Genomic DNA, 17,355 nt, shown 5'->3' on the forward strand with positions numbered 1-17,355 from the left:
ATATTGTTCATTTATCCTGAATATTTGTGTGTTTAGTTTAGTAGTATCGCTTGTTGATTTAATCATTACATATTAAGTAGATCTTAGAGTATTAAGTATCTTATCGTTGTGCAGCTTTAAGGATACTTTTTTATATTATTTTTTATCACTAAAGATAAGTAATTTATAAAAAAGGGGAGATTATCATGTTTAAATGGATATATAGTGAAGAAATTAGTACAGAAGCAAGTGCTGAGAAAATTTGGGCTATATGGGAAGATGTGGCATCATGGCCTTGCTGGGATAGTGAACTTGAGTGGGTAGAACTTTCTGGTCCTTTCAAAGAAGGCGCTATAGGACGCATGAAACCTAAAAAAGGACCTACAGTAACTTTTACACTTGATAAAGTTATAAAAAATATTTGCTTTTCTGATTATGCTAAACTTCCTTTTACACGTATGAGTTTTAATCATGAATATATTTGTTCAACAAAATCGGGTTCTTCAAATAACAAAATTCGTCATACTGTAATTATTTCTGGCTTACTTGCTCCTTTATTTGGAATGATTATTGGATCAAAAATTAAGTTACATCTTCGCGATGCAATGATTGAAATGAGCAGGCGTGCTCTTACTGAAAACAAAACCATCTTGTAAGGGTGTGCGTTTATAAAGAAGTTAACACCTTAAAAAAGGTGCAGAAATTGTAACTTATTATTAGAACGGAATCAGTTATGAGTATACGGCAAACCAATGAGCTACGGAGCATTTTTTAGTTAGCTGTTGAAATCGATTCAAATCATCTTACGGGATTAATTTTGCGCTAAAAATCTTATGAAATTCATTGAAAATGAGAAAGTTTCAGAAGCTCATTGTTTCTCTTATGATGTAGGCCAATATCGTCATGATATTTGCTGGTTTCTAATGTTGCGATAGCTTTTGCATTTAAAACCTTCATAAGAGGCATTTTGTTTTCTTCTTAAATAGTTTTCATTCATATGCCCCTTATTCATGATATGCTCGCAAATAGTTGTGATTGACTCAACATGAATAGGTTCGAAACAAAGAGAATTTTATGCTATTAGGCTTTTTTATACAAATTACAAAACAATAAATTATAAGTATAAATCAAAATATTAATTTTATTGAAAGATTACAATATAATTTCTTTGATTACTTTTAAATATAAAAAATGAGTTCTTTATGATATTACGCCCATTAGGGTAAAGAAGTTTATGACTGCTCATTTTGTTGAAACCATAATGGAAGGAAATATTTTTTACTCTGTTTAAGTTTTGTTTCATTTACAAGAGTGCCGTCTCATTATGAGAGAGTTTATAGAAGAAAAGAAGTGTATACAAATATAAGGCATTTTCTTGATTCTTGCTTGGAAATTAAAGAATGCTATAGGAAAGAGATGAGGTAGGTTTTTTACTACCCAGAGGAAGGAAGACCTGTGATTTAGATCATTTTATGCTTTTCGAATTTTTGAGGATTTTGGCTTAAATTCAAGTGTTATTGCTAAGACTTTTGTTAATTGTCAATGTTCTGTTGATTTGATTGTCAGTGGAGATTTGGCTTCTAAAATGATAAGGTCCAATGAGCAATCTTGCAACTAAAGAGATTTTACGACATATTGCATCTTTTCATAAAGAAGCGAAAAAGGAAATGATTTAATGCATTAAAAGAAAAAGAATGCATGAAATGTGCATAATCTTTTGTCAGAATGCTTATCAATGTAAATAATAAAATATTTTAGGGAGTCTATAATGACTGACAAGAACCAGATTGAGAAAGCTGTTTCATTGGTTGAAGCAGCAAGGCGTTCTGGGGCCGACGCTGCTGATGCTGTTATTGTTCATGCACATTCCACCAGTGTATCTGTTCGTTTTGGGAAAGTCGAATCGACAGAATCTGCAGAGAGCAATGATTTTACTCTAAGGGTTTTTGTTGGAAAAAAAGTAGCAAGTGTTTCTGCTAATTTAGGATCTTATCCGCAAGAACTTGCGGAACGTGCTATTGCAATGGCTAAAGCTTCTCCCGATAGTTTATTTGAAGGTTTGGCAGATAAAGAGTGTTTGGTTAAGAACCCTAAAGATCTTGACCTTTTTGATGATTTTATACCCAGCAGTCATTTTTTAACAGAAGATGCTTTAAAAACGGAGGCAGCAGCTCTTGATGTTAAAGGTGTAAGCAATTCTGGTGGCGCTGCAACAGCTTATGGCCGTAGTGGACTTATTCTTGTGACCAGTGATGGTTTTTGTGGAGCCTATCGTTCCAGTTGTTTTTCACGTTCTTGTAGTGCTCTTGCAGGTGAAGGAACACAGATGGAGCGGGATTATGATTATACAACAGCCTTACATTTTTCTGATTTAGAGGCAGCAGAAACTGTGGGAAAGAATGCAGGGCTTGGTGCAGTTCGACGTTTGGGTGCAGTTCGTGCGGCGACTGGGGGCGTTGATGTTATTTTTAATCCGCGTACGGCTCGTGGAATTGCAGGGCATATCGCATCTATGGTCAATGGAGCCTCTGTGGCTCGAAAAACGAGTCTTTTACAGAATTTCCTAGGCAAGGAAGTGATGAAGCCTAATGTTAATGTAACCGATCAACCTTTGCGATTACGTGGAAATGCTTCTCATCCTTTTGATGGAGAAGGGGTAGAGGGGAAAACACTCAATATTATTGAAAATGGTATTTTAAAAAATTGGCTTCTTTCATCATCTACAGCGCGTGAATTGGGACTTAAAACAAATGGACACGGTATGCGTTCGGCATCATTAGTGCAGCCGACCAGTACAAATTTTGCTATTGAACCGGGTTTAGTATCGCCTTGCGATATGATAAAAGATTTGCGAAATGGATTTTATGTGACCGAATTATTCGGTCATGGCATTGATTTTATTACTGGTCAGTATAGTCGTGGGGCTTCCGGTTTTTGGATTGAAAATGGTGAAATTGCTTATCCGGTGAGTGAAGTAACCCTAGGCTCTGATTTGCTTCATATGTTAGCACATTTAACACCTGCCAATGATATTGATCGGCGTTATGGTACAGCAGCTCCAACATTGTTAATTGAAGGGATGACACTTGCAGGAAAATAACATGCATCATTCTTCTGATTTAAATCTTTTGCGTGACGTTTGTCGAGAGGCAGGAGATTTAGCAATGCGGTATTTTGGATGCACGTTGGATGTCTGGATTAAAGAAGGTAATTCCCCGGTCAGTGAGGCAGATTTTGCTGTCGATCATTTCTTGAAAGAGAAGCTTCTTGGAGCACGTCCAAATTATGGATGGATTTCAGAAGAAACAAAAGATAATCGAGAACAACAAGATTATAAGCGCTCCTTTGTCGTTGATCCTATTGATGGGACACGTGGTTTTCTTTCTGGCAGTACTTATTGGTGTATTTCTGTTGCTATTATTGAGAATGGGCGTCCTATTGTGGGCGTTTTACAATGTCCGGCTCAAGGGGATGTTTATGCAGCTGTAACGGGTGAAGGAGCAACATTAAATGGAATAAAACTTCCTCGTTTAGCCTTTGAGGTTCATCGAAAATATAAAATTTCACTTGATAAATCGCTCGCACAAAAATTACCAGATGATTTTCTCAATCAAGTCAGTCTTTACCATTATCTTCCTTCTCTTGCTTATCGTATTGTTCTTGTTGCTCAAGATGAAATTGATATCGTATTAGTTCGTCCAAATTGTCATGAATGGGATATTGCCGCTGCTGATCTTATTTTGCAGGAGTGTGGAGGGTGTTTTTTATCACTTGATACTCCTTTACTATCTTATGGAATTGAACCTTACCAATATGGGCTTTTAATTGCTGGTAAAAATAATTGCTGTCAGGATATGATAGATGTTGTTCGTCAAGCAAAGTTAGTTTAATCACATAAAAAGCGCTAAAATCATTTGAATGATATGGAGGCACATATGACTGAAACAAAGGAAAAAAAACAATATTTACATCTTGTATTTGGTGGGGAATTAAAAAATCTTAACAGTAATCAATTTAAGAATCCTGATGATTTAGATGTGGTTGGTATTTTTTCAGATTATCAATCCGCTCAAGAAGCATGGCAGGCAAAGGCACAAAGCAGTGTAGATAATGCATTGCAACGTTATTACATTGTAGATTTGCATCAGTTTCTTGATGCTGAATCAAGCAATGCAGAATAAAGCTTAAATATTTGGTCATTATAGCCTGTAGATTGCTTCATACTTTTGTGATCGTCCCTTCCATGGCATTGTTATTCGGGTAAAAAAGATGCCGTAGAAAAGAATATTCATGTTGTTTAAAACCTATATGTTTTCTTAAGGAAATATCTTTCAAAGCTCTCAGGTCATTTCATAATGGTTCCCGTGTCAAGATATAAAATCTGTTTCGCATTATTATCTTTACGCTTAATATAAAGTGTAAGACAGCTCCATTAAACTATTTACAACAGCAATATTATCATGACAGGTTTTGCTCAAAGCTCATAATTATAGTGTGAATAGTCACTCTGCGCTTGAATGAGGTATAAGACATTAATGCGTTAGTTACGGCTGATAAAAAGCACAGCATTACTAATGATGCTAATCACTGCTCTGTTGAGAACGTTTACAACTTTACTTATATATTGGAATTTTTTCAACGAGTTATTACTATAAGCTTAGAAACCATGAAAGTCGTTAGAAACTTTACCAAAATTAGAAACTTAGAGAAACTGAATAGATTTATGAAGTTAACTTACCTCATAAGGGTTTCTTGAGTACTCGTTTAAAACTACAATCTATAAGTTAATCATTTTGTTTTGACGATATACAATCTTAAAAGGAATCATATATTGCACTTTCTTTTCAAAAGAGAGAATTTAAAGTTTTGAAAACTCTTATTCAAATTGTTTTAATACTTTGTAAGAAACTCTCTATTAAACAAGATTAGATTTTTCGAGATCACCTTTAAGAGATTATATTTCACAATTTAAAATGATAGCTCTATATTTTTCAAAAGTTTTGTTTAAAGATTAGTTTTACATATTCATTTTATCGGTATAGTAATTTGATTTATATATATAATTTATCGTTTTGCAAGTTGGGTGAGAGTCCCGAATATCGTAGGATTCTCTCATTCCGAACTTGTTTATGTTGAATCAATCAAAATCACGTGTTTGCACACCACAAGTGGGGCCAACATGTGAATAAAAATTGTTTAAGAAAGGAGCAAAAATGCCTATAATGAACCGTCTTAGGAGCTAAGGGGTGTCGCGACATTAGGAGTTGAAAAATAGTGTGATGATGCCGGCGTGCTATTGCAACAAGCGTAAAGATGGGAGGCTCAATAGATTTTACGCTATGCCTTTCACGGGAGTCGTTGTGAAACGGGCTTGGGAGCGGGCGTTGGGATATGTTTCTTAAAAAAAGCCTGGGAATGTGCAACTCAAGTGTATTATTTGTTTGGGGCGTTTTGTTCTTTATAACGGATGTGACTCTATTAAAGAACGTGAAAAACAAAAGCATGAAGCAATGCGTAATCTCCATTATTGAAAAGACATTACTCTAGATACTTTTGAAAATCCTAAAGCTGAATTAAAAAATGATGGTAAAGATGGAAACTGGTTTGCACCTTTACGTTTTCATATTCTCCCTAAATTAGGCTATTTTCACGTTTCAGAGATTACCCAAACAGAGATACACAATACACTTGCCCCTATCTGGCATACAAAAGCTTGGAGTAGCTCGTACTGCATTGAACCGCCTCAATTTTGTTTTAAACATGCTGCTGCATTGGGATAAAATCATAAAGATTGAGCTACCGCTTAAACATATTTTATTTGTTGTATTTATACAGGTTGTAATGTCTGTTGTTTTTTTTGAAAAATTGATAACATCTAACGTATTTAAAAATAAGTTTTTTCCCAAAATACTAACTTTCAAAATTCAAAGTCTCATTAAAATCTATAAATGCATCTTGATAGCACTACAATAAATTGTTTTCTTTAAAAAATCATGTGTTTTTTCCCTAAGATATATTTTAATAATTCACTAAAATTATAAGAATTATTTGTTAAGTAATCTGAAAAATTGATACAACCTATATTACAAGTTGTATTGTATTTATTGGTTATATTTTCAAAATTATAATCTGCTGAAATATAGTTTTGTTATTTTTGAGTAAATTTTTTATAGGGTGCAAATTGAAATGATAAATCGATATAATTGAAAAAACTTCATTAAAGGGAATTCAAATAATGTGTATATGTTATTCTTATAAGAAGATTTTTGAAAAAACGTGGGATAAAATTATGTTTCTTTTTTCTTTGTGTATTCCATTTTTCATGGGTGAAGCGTTTTTTATCCAAGATACGGATGGTATTTAAAATAATTGATGCACCCAATAGTGTTGATGAATTTTTTAACAAAATAAGCATATAGATATCTCAAAATAGCTAGATGAGGTGATTTTAAATGGTAGAATTAAAGGCACATGCGGCTCTTTTAACCTATCGAATAATTGGTTTTTGCTTATGTCCTGTTGTTCCTTTTTATTTATTTTTTCGTTCTATCCGTGGAAAAGAAGAGTGGTGTCGCAAAAAAGAGCGTTTAGGCAAAAGTTCTCATGCCCGTCCCCAAGGTTCGTTAGTTTGGTTGCATGCAGCAAGTGTTGGAGAAACACTTGCGCTTGTTCCACTTATTGATTATATTTTATCATTAAAAATCAATGTGTTATTAACAACTGGGACTGTGACATCTTCCACTCTTGTAAAAAAACATTTTGGTCATCGATTGATTCATCAATATGCTCCCTTGGATTTAGATTTTGCAGTGCGGCGTTTTATTAGTCATTGGAAGCCTGATCTCGTCTTGATTTGTGAATCAGAAATTTGGCCTCTCCGTATTAAAGAACTTGCAAAAATGCGTATTCCGCAGATTTTGGTTAATGCCCATATGTCTGAACGTTCTTTTAAAGCTTGGCAAAAACGGCGTATTCTTGCCAAACATATTTTTAAGGATATTGATTTGGCGATTGGTCAAAATGAAAGAGATGTAGCTTATTACCATACACTTGGCGTAAAATCTGTTACGTTTTCTGGTAATCTCAAGGCTGATGTTTTTCTGATTGAAAATCAAGAATTGCTTGCACGTTATCGTAATGCTATCGGCAATCGCCCAGTTTGGGCTGCTGTTTCAACGCATGAAGGGGAAGAGGAGATTGCTTTTGAGGTCCATAAAATTGTTAAAAATTATTTGCCAGATTTATTAACAATTATTGTGCCTCGTCATCCTGAACGTTCAGAAGATCTTATCAGAAAATGCGATAATAAGGGGTTAAGTTTTATTCGTAGGAGTAGAGATGCTGTTCCAAACATGAATACCGATATTTTATGGGGAGATACCATTGGAGAAATGGGACTTTTTCTTCGCTTATCGAAAGTTTCTTTCGTTGGTAAATCCTTATGTGGAAATGGTGGACACAATCCATTGGAATTGGCTTTGCTTGGTTCCGCTATTTTGACAGGACCCCATGTTTCAAATTTTCAAGAGATGTTCAAACAATTTCTAACACATGATGCAGCATATATGGTTCAAGATACAAAACAGCTTGCTATTCAGGTGTATAGGCTTTTAACAAATGAAACATTGCGGCAAGAAATGGTTGATAAGGCTCATGAAGTGGCGACAGGTATGGCAGGTGCATTTGAGCGCACATTAAAGATTTTAGATCCATTTTTACAACCCCTTGTAATACAAACAGGTTTACGTCAGCGTCAGGGTAGATATGCATATTAGCGCCCCTCGTTTTTGGTGGAAAAATAAAAGCTTTTTGCGTTTTGTGTTAGCTCCAGTTTCATGGGGGTATGGTTATTTTTCAAGTCGTTTTATGACAAGACAGCCTCCCGTGATTGATCTGCCAGTTTTGTGTATTGGAAATTTTACATGTGGCGGTGCGGGTAAAACGCCGGTTGTTATTGCTTTTACAAAAGTGGCTAAAGAACTTGGTTTTGTACCTGGTATTGTATCTCGTGGTTATGGTGGATCAGTTAAAGGGGTACATCTTGTAAATGAGAAATATGATACTCCATATAGTGTCGGAGATGAGGCACTTTTACTTGCACAGCATGCTTTTGTAGCTGTATCACCTAATCGTTATGCAGCAGCACAACGGCTTAAACAAGAGGGATGTAATCTTATTTTAATGGATGACGGATTTCAAAGTCGCCGTCTTTATATGGATTATGCGTTACTCGTTGTTGATGCGATGCGCGGTTTTGGTAATGGAGCTGTCTTTCCAGCAGGACCTTTGCGCGTACCATTAAAAACGCAGTTTTCTTTTATGGATAGTGTTTTATTGATTGGTCATTCCGATGCGCCTGATAATGTCGCTTTTCTTGTTTCGCGTACTGGAAAGCCTTTATATCGTGCTCATCTTAAAGCCAGTGCCTCTGATGAGGTTTCAGGAAAATCATTTTTGGCATTTGCTGGTATTGGCAATCCAGATAAATTTTTTAAATCTATTAAAGAATTGTCCGGTCATGTGGTGCAAACTTACATATATCCAGACCACTATTTTTTCACAGATAAAAATTTAAAAAGCCTTATACAAAAGGCTAAAATGCACAATTTATGGCTAGCAACAACAGCTAAAGATTATATCCGTATACAGACAATTCACACGCAAAAAGGTTTGAAAAATCTTATTGTCTTTGATGTGAATGTCGATTTTGTTCAAAAAGACTTCTGTCGTATGGTCCTTGAAGAGGTCATGACCCGCTTTAGAAAACGTTCCCTTGAATTTTCTTGTCTAAAAGGCAAAGGCTAAATTTGTAGCTTTCGAGGGGTTATTTTTCTTTTGTTTTTAATAATTGCTTGAGATATGGGTTGCACTCAAGTTCACGCTGATAGGATATTTCACAACTAGCATATGCTTCTTGGCGGTGATGATTCCAATATTTTAAATCATCTATAGGGATTTTTTGCCCGCTAACAGCACAAATGGTATAGGTACCATATTCTATAATGTCATATCCGTTATTAGAATAATGAATTTTTGCTTCGCGTTCACCATTGGGAAACATTATAACTCCTTTTTACTTGATACAAGAGATTCAAGAAAAGTGCCATAAAATATATTATAAAGTCGAGAGTTAATTTTAAAATATTTTTCTTGTAAAAATGATGAAGAGCTTATTTTCTGCCAAAAAGCCGTTCTATATCTGCCAATTTGAGTTCAATATAAGTAGGGCGTCCATGATTACATGTACTTGTATTAGGTATTGCCTCCATTTGTCGTAATAGTGTGTTCATTTCTTCGGGGCGTAAAAGGCGCCCTGACCGTATTGAGCCGTGACAGGCCATCGTTGCTGCAACATAATCAAGCATTGCTTTTAAATTGTTTGTTGTATCATACTCAGCGGCTTCATCTGCAAGATCTTTAATAAGAGCTTGGACGTTGATCTCTCCTAACATGGAAGGGGTTTCACGCACAACAATTGCTCCTGGTCCAAATGATTCTATTCCTAATCCAAATTTTTGCAAAGCATCTTTATGCGTTAAAAGGCATGTTGCATCTTCTTCAGAGAGTTCTACAATTTCAGGAATAAGTAATAACTGTGAAGGAAGTGGTTTGGAATAAAGTGCATTTTTGAGTGCTTCATAAACTAATCGTTCATGAGCTGCATGCTGATCGACAATGATCAAACTATCTTGTGTTTGGGCGATAATATAGTTTTTATGAATTTGTGCTCTGGCCGCTCCTAGTGGATAAGATAACTCTTCTGATGAAGGTATCGTGCTTGGAATGTATGCATCTCCACTTGGTATATTTAAGCCCTCCATAATAGGAGTAGCATCTTCTTTTAAACCAAAAGAACTAGTAATATCTAAGGGTTTGTGAATCATTGAAGCGCTGGTAAAATGATGAGGCTGTGGGCTATAAGAAGAGAACTGGTGAGTGTTCTTAAAATTGCCTGATGGTTGTTGTGCCAATGGTTGTTGTATTTGAAATGCAGCTAGCGTTGCTTCAGAACGGGTTGAAGTCGGACGAATACCAGATTGCTGCAATGCTTCACGAATAGCTCCAACGATCAAACCACGAATTAATCCTGGATCACGGAATCGTACATCAGCTTTAGCTGGGTGAACATTAACATCTACTTCAGCAGGTGGGAGATCAATAAAAAGAATAGCGACAGGATAACGATCACGGGGCATAACATCAGCATAAGCACCTCGGAGTGCACTCCATAGAAATTTATCACGCACGGGACGCCCATTAACATAAGCAAATTGATGTAGGCTGTTATTTCGGTTAAAAGATGGCAAACAAGCAAAACCCGTTAAGCGCACTGCTTCGCGTTCAGCATTCAGTGCAATGCTATTAGGGGCGAATTCCTTTCCCATAATTTGCGTAATACGTTGTAATTGTCCTTGAGTATTATTTTCTGTAGCAGACAGTTCTATAGAAGTTCTGTCTAGTCCTGAAAGAGAAAAGCGGATATGTGGAAATGCGATAGCAATTCGCTTAATCATATCGCTAATAGCATTTGTTTCAGCCCGATCAGTTTTCATAAATTTTAATCGTGCCGGTGTGACAAAGAAAAGATCACGAACTTCAACAATTGTTCCAGGATTTGCAGCAGCTGGCTTGGGACCTACAATTTTTCCTGCAGTAACGGAAATTTCAGCAGCGCTCTCAGCATTTTTTGTTCGTGAAGTGAGTTTAAGTTTTGCAACAGAACCAATAGAGGGGAGGGCTTCTCCTCTAAACCCAAGGAAGCAGATATTGTGTACATCATCGGTAATCTTTGAGGTACAATGACGAGAAACTGCTAGAGTTAATTGATCTGCAGGAATCCCACAACCATTATCACTAACTTTGATAAAATTTTTTCCACCATTTGCTGTAATGATTTCAATGCGCGTTGCATCAGCATCAATAGCGTTTTCAACAAGTTCTTTGACAACATTTGCTGGTCGTTCAATAACTTCACCAGCGGCGATTTGATTAATAATATTTTCGCTAAGATGGCGTATAATCATAATAAATTCTAACAGGAATCTTAAGGGTTTATAAGAAATTATGATAACACCATTTGCGCGACATTCAAGAATAAGAGAGCATGAAAATATTATTTTTACAATACCTCTTGTTTACTTTTAAAGAGAGGCAAAATGTTCTTCATTATTCAAAGTATTTTATTTTATGTTAACAAATCAGTTTGAAAAAACAAAAAAATAGTTTTTATCACCTTAAAAATGGCTTGCACCAACGGATCATCTAGGTCAAAAAGAAATACAGTAAAAAGGGAAGGCAATATATGGCGCGTATAAGCGGTATTTTAGCAGATAGTGATATACAAGCTTTGATTGATAATAACTTTCTCAAGGCTCAGTATCCATTTGATAGATCTCAAATACAACCAGCAAGCCTTGATCTTCGTTTAGGGGAGAAAGCTTATCGTATACGTGCTTCTTTTATGCCGGGTTCTGATGCAAAAGTTTTGGATAAGCTTGAACGGTTAAAGTTGCATGAGTTTGATTTACAAGACGGAGCCGTTTTAGAAACGGGGTGTGTTTATATTGTTCCTCTTTTGGAAACTTTAGCTTTACCAGAATTTTTATCTGCTGTTGCCAATCCCAAAAGTTCTACGGGGCGGTTAGATGTTTTTACACGTGTCATTACGGATAATGCTCAGGAATTTGATAAAATTTGTGCTGGTTATCATGGTCCACTTTATTTGGAAGTTAGTCCACGAACATTTCCAATTTTGGTGCGTACTGGCTCACATTTATCACAGCTTCGGTTTAGAAAAGGGCAAAGTTATTTAAATGAAATTGAGTTGCACACTTTGCAAAGGCAAGAAACACTGATATCGGAGGATCTTCCTAATATTAGTGCTGATGGTATTGGACTTTCTATTAATTTAAAGGGAGATGAAAACGGGCTTATAGGTTATCGTGGTAAACATCATACAAGCGTTATTGATATTGATAAACGCGCCGTTGCTCACGTTTTAGATTTTTGGGAACCTCTTTTTGATCGAGATCACAGAGAGCTAGTTCTTGATCCTGATGAGTTTTACATTTTAGTTTCACGAGAGTCTGTTCATGTGCCTCCGCTTTATGCCGCAGAAATGACTCCTTTTGATCCTTTAGTTGGTGAGTTTAGGGTGCACTATGCAGGCTTTTTTGATCCAGGATTTGGGCATATGGAAGCGGGTGGAAAAGGAGCAAGAGCGGTTTTAGAAGTGCGAAGCCATGAAGTTCCTTTTATCTTAGAGCATGGCCAAATGATTGGTCGTTTGGTCTATGAACATATGCTTAATCGGCCCTCAACCCTTTATGGACATGATGTTGGATCACATTATCAAGCACAGGGTTTAAAGTTGTCTAAGCATTTTAAATGAGTTGGAAACCACGAATTTTGATAACATGTACGCAGGAAATATATTGTGAATAAAAGAAAATTTTTTGTTCTTTAAAAAACCGTCGCCATGCATTCTATTTTCAGTTTCCAACATTAGGGCTTTGTATTTGAGAGGATATGATAGGCATTTTTATTTCTTTTTTCAAGCGTGTTTATCCATAAAAATTCTCGTTTATGATGCGGAAAAGAATAGTTTTGCTTATTTTATTATGAAAAAATCTAAAATGAAATAATTTGGCTATAATCAATTTTTATTCAATATGTCATGCATATGTATTGTGATAATAAATCAATAATTTACTTATTCGATATAACAGCAGATTGTTTTCTTTTCAAAGAAAATATGCAAGATTGGATGTTGCACTTTGCTTCATTTTTTTAGCTCTTAAGTGCCAGTACATTTTATTTTGTATAAAAATTATCATTAAGAGAAGATAAATAAGTTTTTCACGATAGTTCAGGAACAATTTTTTTAATGAATAGTGTTCTAATTTTAGGAAGACATTTATAGCCTCAAGATATAATATAGCTAGAAAATGTTTCAACTAAAGGTAAAGCACTTCATGAGTATGAACATTAAAAGTTTTTTACACTTTATGTAAATTAGGCACGGTATATTTTTATAAAATTTCATGACAAGTAACAGGTTTCAGTTTTGAATATTGATATGAGAAGATTTTTAGATGTACGCGACAACTTTATTTAAAGTATTAATTAAAGGTTTTTTTCATCTTTTGGGGGGGATGGTTTATCTTTAATGAGTATAGACTTTCTATTTTTATAAACGATAAGGACTCTTTGGAGGGAAAAACTACTTTAAATGACAACGCACTAAGTTGTAAAGCAATTGCTCACGAAGAGGTATTTGTTTAAAGAGAGTATAACATTTCAACTGTATATGAACAATGTATAAGTGGTACGGTATTAATGCTGCTCCTATACTATGAGATTTTAAATTGGGAAAAGAGAAATAAAGACGTTGTTTTTATCAATTAGTTTTTTTAGAAAAGTGCAATTCCTGTTACCTTTATCAATTCAATAGAGCGTTTTGGGAGAACATTGAAGAGGAAGGTACACGGTTTTTTTTATGCATTTTAGGGTATTTTCCCTTTTAATTCAGGAATAATGGGCCATCAATGATTATTTCTTCAACATTTGATTATCGTAAGGCAGCAAAGCGTCGTCTTCCCCCCTTTCTTTTTCACTATATTGATGGTGGGGCTTATGCTGAAGAAACGATGCGACGTAATTGTACAGATCTTCAAGCACTTGCACTGCGTCAAAGGATTCTATGCCACGTTGGTGAAGTTGATCTTTCAATAAAGCTTTTTGATCAGACACTTGGTCTACCGATTGTGCTCGCACCTGTTGGGCTAACGGGCATGTATGCATGTCGTGGTGAGGTAAAAGCAGCGCGTGCTGCGGCAGCAAAAAGGATCCCTTTTACGCTATCTTCGGTTTCAGTTTGTTCCATTGAGGAAGTGCAAGAAGCGATTGGAGGTGCATTTTGGTTTCAACTTTATGTTCTCAAAGATCGCGGTTTCATGCGTGATGCACTAGAACGGGCTTGGTTGGCTGGTGTACGCACGTTGGTTTTTACAGTTGATATGCCAATTCCTGGTGCACGTTATCGTGATGCGCATTCGGGTATGTCTGGTCCTTATGCTGGTTTACGTCGTTTTTTACAAGCTTTGACTCATCCATATTGGGCTTGGAACGTTGGTGTTATGGGGCGCCCTCATGATCTTGGAAATGTTTCCACTTATCTCAAAAAGAAGATTGCATTGGATGATTATGTTGGTTGGCTTGGTGCAAATTTTGATCCCTCAATTGGTTGGCATGATCTACAATGGATTCGCGATTTTTGGAAAGGAAAAATGATTCTGAAAGGTATTCTTGATCCAGAAGATGCGCGAGAAGCCGTACGATTTGGTGCTGATGGTATTGTTGTTTCCAATCACGGTGGACGCCAGCTTGATGGTGTATTATCAACAGCACGAGCGTTGCCTGAAATTGCAGATGCTGTAAAGGATCATTTGACTATTTTAGCGGATTCTGGTGTTCGTTCTGGTCTTGATGTTGTACGCATGATAGCACAAGGTGCGGATGCTGTTATGATTGGCCGTGCTTTTGTTTATGCGCTTGCAGCAGCTGGTAAGAAAGGTGTTATGCATCTCCTTGATCTTTTTGCCAACGAAATGCGGGTAGCTATGACACTGACCGGTACTCAGACAATCAAAGATATTACACGCAAGAGTTTAGTGAATACAGATATTTTTAAGCTCTAAAAGCAGTATGTTATGCTGCTTTTAGAGAAAGAAAGTCTTTTTATAGATGAGCATAATTGTGTATTTTACAGATATGTTGACCATAAGCATTAAATAGAAAAGGTAAAACATCTCTTCTATAAAATGACAGGAAATACCCAACCACTACAATAATAAAAAAAGCTTAATAATAATCAACATAGAAAAAACACATATAACTTTGTATTCACTTTGTTAAAAACTCATTCTATGGATAAAAAGGAACAAACGCTGCTATTAAAGGTAAAACAACTGTTGATATAGAAAAAATAGATATAAATAATGCTGTAAGCATTTTTCCCTCCTATATAAAAACATTAAAATATAATATGTTAATTAATTATTTTCCACATTAGCACAAAACACAAATTTATAAACTTCATTTAGTTTTAAATAAATATGGAATAATATTAATTATATTAATATACTAAAATTATTAAAAGTGTCAATATGTATTATTGTAATCTATAATTATAATAAAAAATTGATCTAATAAATAATATATAGATATGATATTTTTTATGTAGTATGTTTTAAGTAATGAAAAAGTGTACTGTCTTTAGAAAAGCTCGTTTACTGTGAGAAAAGCTGCGCGACTTAATAGGTTTACCTATCTTATTTTCTTGCATTCTTAATGATTTATGCTGTTTTTGAACTGGTGAGCATATTAGAGAAAAGTTTAATATTTTGTATATATTATGTCATTTCTAATATTATTTTCGTTATACTTCCTTTATTGATTCCATAATTTGTTAAAAACTTTAGTCAGTTTCCATTATAGATAGGCTTATTTGGTATATTTAATAATACAAATTGGCATTTAATGTTTTGTTCCATAAACAATACAGTCATTACAACTGCAAGCCTTCTATTGATATTATTTTCTTCACAAATAACTACAGATTTATAGCATTTACATAACTCTAACACAGATATATTATCTAAAAATCGAATTATTGCTACGCTTATAACCTTTGATATAATTTTAGAGTTTTTCAGCGGCATCAAAACAAATCTGGCGAGTTTCTCCAGTAGCAAGGAAGAGAATATCTTTTCTCTTTTTTATAACAAAAGCTTCATGAATAGCGATTTTTAAAGCATCATTATGAATATTTTTAACAGCGCGCTTTTCTCAATGTATATAAACGGGTTATAGGATGACTGAGAGTAGAAAAAATTGCAGCTTTTGTTTCTTTATTATTGGCAGAAGTAATGATGTGTATGTTTATAATAGTACAAAGCGAAGAAAAATCAGAAATAGCATGATGTGTAGCTCTCAGTAGCCTATAATGAATACCAGCGCTAATGCCAATCAGTCAAATAGGGATTTCACAAGAAACAACATTTGTTTTTATTTATTTAAGTGCACGTGTTGTCAAAAAACAAGCCAGCGAAACAACAAATGTTTTTTTACAGGAGGCAAGAGCCGCTGCAACGCCGATTAAATTTGGTTTGGCAATTCCAGCTTCTACAATATATTCTAGAGATCATTTTGCAAATTGATCAATTTGTCCAGATATTCTTGAATCCGCCGTAAAAACAGTAATACCCTTATCAAATTGCGCTATTTTATTAAGAATCTTATTAAGATCTTCAAGGTTGAAAAATTTCATAGAAGTTTGTGCTGTAATGATGAGGAGTATACAAACGCATTCTCTCATAAATTGAATTTTTTCTCAATTTCATTGATAGAAATATTATATTTCTCATTTATTGGAACTTTATGATGTCAGTTTATATCATTTTCCATGGAGGAAATACGACATCTCTTTAGTGTATTCATAAATATGGTTTGTTGGTTTATCTTGATAAAATGAGAGTAATCCTAACCCCCTTTTTAATCTATGTTATATCGTGTCCAATAATTTTTACAATATGGCATCTAAAACTTGTAAATTGATCTGTGAAGAGTTCTGTTTTTATTAAGGCATCTGTTTTATCCGTAATTTGAAACCGATTTCTATCAACAATCGCAATGAGATGGCTGAGTATATAATATGCCGAAAAAAGTGCAGCCTCCCAAACAGATTCCTCTATCATTTTTCTATCGCCAAGAAGCACGAACGCACGGTAGGATTGAAAATTAAGCTGTCCAGAAAAAGTCATATAAATCATGGCTAAGAGAATCCGTATTTTACTCAACTCTAGGGACTTTTTGAGTTACATGTCCAATAAAATCTGAACTAAATTATAAATAAGTATCAAAAAGTTTAGGACCAAAATATCCTATTTCTGATAATATACAATATTTCAACCGTATGTCCTTTACTTTGAATATATCAATCGCGATGGAGATCATAAATACGCATTGGGTTTATTTGAAGAAATATTTGTATAAGATATTATACCAATATAGAAGGGAATTGCCGTTGTATGACCGGATTTTGCTTTTCTAATGAATTCAAGTATTTTAAGATACAGATCAGGAGCATAAATTACATCATGAACATCCGATTTATAGGTTGCATCAGCCATACTCTCCCCCTTTAGAAGAATTACAAAATAATCACTTCAAATTGCAATTGTATGGACTATTTACTCTTTGTCATGAACAAGTCAGCATTGTTATTTTATTGATCAACATTGCAACAGTCCTTATATTTAAATAGATTCATAAAGAGGTATTTTTACTCTTTTCTTTCAGTGTTTTTTACTCACA

At 34.8% G+C, this 17,355-nt stretch carries 14 protein-coding genes and 1 pseudogene; 10 read left to right on the forward strand and 5 right to left on the reverse strand.

Going from position 1 to position 17,355, the window contains the following annotated elements; genetic code table 11:
- Nucleotides 1–185 precede the first annotated feature (185 nt).
- Entirely contained in the window at nt 186–635 is a 450-nt protein-coding gene (locus ACFIM1_RS02860; RefSeq protein ID WP_375608061.1) for a hypothetical protein, read from the forward strand.
- A 184-nt stretch (nt 636–819) separates the two neighbouring features.
- Here ACFIM1_RS02860 and ACFIM1_RS02865 read toward each other — a convergent pair whose 3' ends face one another.
- The gene (locus ACFIM1_RS02865; protein ID WP_375617358.1) at nt 820–945 is read right to left on the reverse strand and encodes a hypothetical protein; all 126 of its coding nucleotides are present in this window, start codon (nt 943–945) and stop codon (nt 820–822) included.
- Between the two features lie 802 nt (nt 946–1,747).
- Here ACFIM1_RS02865 and ACFIM1_RS02870 point away from each other — a divergent pair.
- The 6 genes and pseudogenes from ACFIM1_RS02870 to lpxK all read left to right on the forward strand — a co-directional run bounded on the left by ACFIM1_RS02870 (nt 1,748) and on the right by lpxK (nt 8,784).
- A complete protein-coding gene (locus ACFIM1_RS02870; protein ID WP_375607338.1) occupies nt 1,748–3,079 on the forward strand; it encodes a TldD/PmbA family protein in 1,332 nt (443 codons plus the stop codon).
- Nucleotides 3,066–3,869, forward strand: a complete 804-nt coding sequence (locus ACFIM1_RS02875) for a 3'(2'),5'-bisphosphate nucleotidase CysQ (protein ID WP_375607339.1) — start codon at nt 3,066–3,068, stop codon at nt 3,867–3,869. Before ACFIM1_RS02870 ends, ACFIM1_RS02875 begins: the two co-directional genes overlap by 14 nt.
- Nucleotides 3,870–3,914: 45 nt before the next feature.
- Nucleotides 3,915–4,160 carry a DUF4170 domain-containing protein gene (locus tag ACFIM1_RS02880; protein WP_375607340.1) on the forward strand — a complete coding sequence of 82 codons (246 nt, stop codon included), beginning with the start codon at nt 3,915–3,917 and terminating at the stop codon, nt 4,158–4,160.
- A gap of 1,032 nt (nt 4,161–5,192) precedes the next feature.
- Nucleotides 5,193–5,756, forward strand: a pseudogene (locus ACFIM1_RS02885) (integrase); the annotation flags it as partial.
- A 675-nt stretch (nt 5,757–6,431) separates the two neighbouring features.
- Nucleotides 6,432–7,754: a lipid IV(A) 3-deoxy-D-manno-octulosonic acid transferase gene (gene waaA / locus ACFIM1_RS02890; protein ID WP_375608062.1), complete on the forward strand. Its 1,323-nt coding sequence runs from the start codon at nt 6,432–6,434 to the stop codon at nt 7,752–7,754.
- Nucleotides 7,744–8,784 (forward strand): tetraacyldisaccharide 4'-kinase, encoded by a 1,041-nt coding sequence (gene lpxK / locus ACFIM1_RS02895; protein WP_375609205.1) that lies wholly within the window; start codon nt 7,744–7,746, stop codon nt 8,782–8,784. Before waaA ends, lpxK begins: the two co-directional genes overlap by 11 nt.
- Nucleotides 8,785–8,803: 19 nt before the next feature.
- On the opposite strand, the gene ACFIM1_RS02900 is transcribed toward lpxK, so the two are convergent.
- Entirely contained in the window at nt 8,804–9,040 is a 237-nt protein-coding gene (locus ACFIM1_RS02900) for a DUF2093 domain-containing protein (RefSeq protein ID WP_375608064.1), read from the reverse strand.
- Between the two features lie 109 nt (nt 9,041–9,149).
- A complete protein-coding gene (gene mutL, locus ACFIM1_RS02905; RefSeq protein ID WP_375609206.1) occupies nt 9,150–11,003 on the reverse strand; it encodes a DNA mismatch repair endonuclease MutL in 1,854 nt (617 codons plus the stop codon).
- A gap of 278 nt (nt 11,004–11,281) precedes the next feature.
- On the opposite strand from mutL, the gene ACFIM1_RS02910 reads away from it, so the two are divergent.
- From ACFIM1_RS02910 to ACFIM1_RS02920, 3 genes are all read left to right on the forward strand, one after another.
- Entirely contained in the window at nt 11,282–12,370 is a 1,089-nt protein-coding gene (locus tag ACFIM1_RS02910) for a 2'-deoxycytidine 5'-triphosphate deaminase (protein ID WP_375607382.1), read from the forward strand.
- A gap of 1,156 nt (nt 12,371–13,526) precedes the next feature.
- The gene (gene lldD, locus ACFIM1_RS02915) at nt 13,527–14,678 is read left to right on the forward strand and encodes an FMN-dependent L-lactate dehydrogenase LldD (RefSeq protein ID WP_375608067.1); all 1,152 of its coding nucleotides are present in this window, start codon (nt 13,527–13,529) and stop codon (nt 14,676–14,678) included.
- Between the two features lie 1,323 nt (nt 14,679–16,001).
- Complete coding sequence (locus ACFIM1_RS02920) at nt 16,002–16,199, forward strand: hypothetical protein (RefSeq protein WP_375608068.1); 198 nt, start codon at nt 16,002–16,004, stop codon at nt 16,197–16,199.
- Nucleotides 16,200–16,538: 339 nt separating this feature from the next.
- On the opposite strand, the gene ACFIM1_RS02925 is transcribed toward ACFIM1_RS02920, so the two are convergent.
- Together ACFIM1_RS02925 and ACFIM1_RS02930 are read right to left on the reverse strand one after the other, a co-directional pair.
- Nucleotides 16,539–16,811 carry a hypothetical protein gene (locus tag ACFIM1_RS02925; protein WP_375608069.1) on the reverse strand — a complete coding sequence of 91 codons (273 nt, stop codon included), beginning with the start codon at nt 16,809–16,811 and terminating at the stop codon, nt 16,539–16,541.
- Between the two features lie 180 nt (nt 16,812–16,991).
- A complete protein-coding gene (locus tag ACFIM1_RS02930; RefSeq protein ID WP_375608070.1) occupies nt 16,992–17,171 on the reverse strand; it encodes a hypothetical protein in 180 nt (59 codons plus the stop codon).
- Nucleotides 17,172–17,355: the final 184 nt, after the last annotated feature.

The sequence above is a fragment of the Bartonella sp. AC158YNML genome (assembly GCF_042196725.1).
Taxonomy (GTDB): domain Bacteria; phylum Pseudomonadota; class Alphaproteobacteria; order Rhizobiales; family Rhizobiaceae; genus Bartonella.

Excerpts from the sequence above, each read along its gene's own strand:
- ACFIM1_RS02870 (WP_375607338.1), top strand. The coding sequence starts at position 1,748 with ATGACTGACAAGAACCAGATTGAGAAAGCTGTTTCATTGGTTGAAGCA.
- lpxK (WP_375609205.1), top strand. The coding sequence starts at position 7,744 with ATGCATATTAGCGCCCCTCGTTTTTGGTGGAAAAATAAAAGCTTTTTG.
- ACFIM1_RS02930 (WP_375608070.1), bottom strand. The coding sequence starts at position 17,171 with ATGGCTGATGCAACCTATAAATCGGATGTTCATGATGTAATTTATGCT.
- ACFIM1_RS02925 (WP_375608069.1), bottom strand. The coding sequence starts at position 16,811 with ATGATTTATATGACTTTTTCTGGACAGCTTAATTTTCAATCCTACCGT.
- ACFIM1_RS02880 (WP_375607340.1), top strand. The coding sequence starts at position 3,915 with ATGACTGAAACAAAGGAAAAAAAACAATATTTACATCTTGTATTTGGT.
- mutL (WP_375609206.1), bottom strand. The coding sequence starts at position 11,003 with ATGATTATACGCCATCTTAGCGAAAATATTATTAATCAAATCGCCGCT.
- ACFIM1_RS02900 (WP_375608064.1), bottom strand. The coding sequence starts at position 9,040 with ATGTTTCCCAATGGTGAACGCGAAGCAAAAATTCATTATTCTAATAAC.
- ACFIM1_RS02910 (WP_375607382.1), top strand. The coding sequence starts at position 11,282 with ATGGCGCGTATAAGCGGTATTTTAGCAGATAGTGATATACAAGCTTTG.
- waaA (WP_375608062.1), top strand. The coding sequence starts at position 6,432 with ATGGTAGAATTAAAGGCACATGCGGCTCTTTTAACCTATCGAATAATT.
- lldD (WP_375608067.1), top strand. The coding sequence starts at position 13,527 with ATGATTATTTCTTCAACATTTGATTATCGTAAGGCAGCAAAGCGTCGT.
- ACFIM1_RS02860 (WP_375608061.1), top strand. The coding sequence starts at position 186 with ATGTTTAAATGGATATATAGTGAAGAAATTAGTACAGAAGCAAGTGCT.
- ACFIM1_RS02920 (WP_375608068.1), top strand. The coding sequence starts at position 16,002 with ATGCCAATCAGTCAAATAGGGATTTCACAAGAAACAACATTTGTTTTT.
- ACFIM1_RS02865 (WP_375617358.1), bottom strand. The coding sequence starts at position 945 with ATGCCTCTTATGAAGGTTTTAAATGCAAAAGCTATCGCAACATTAGAA.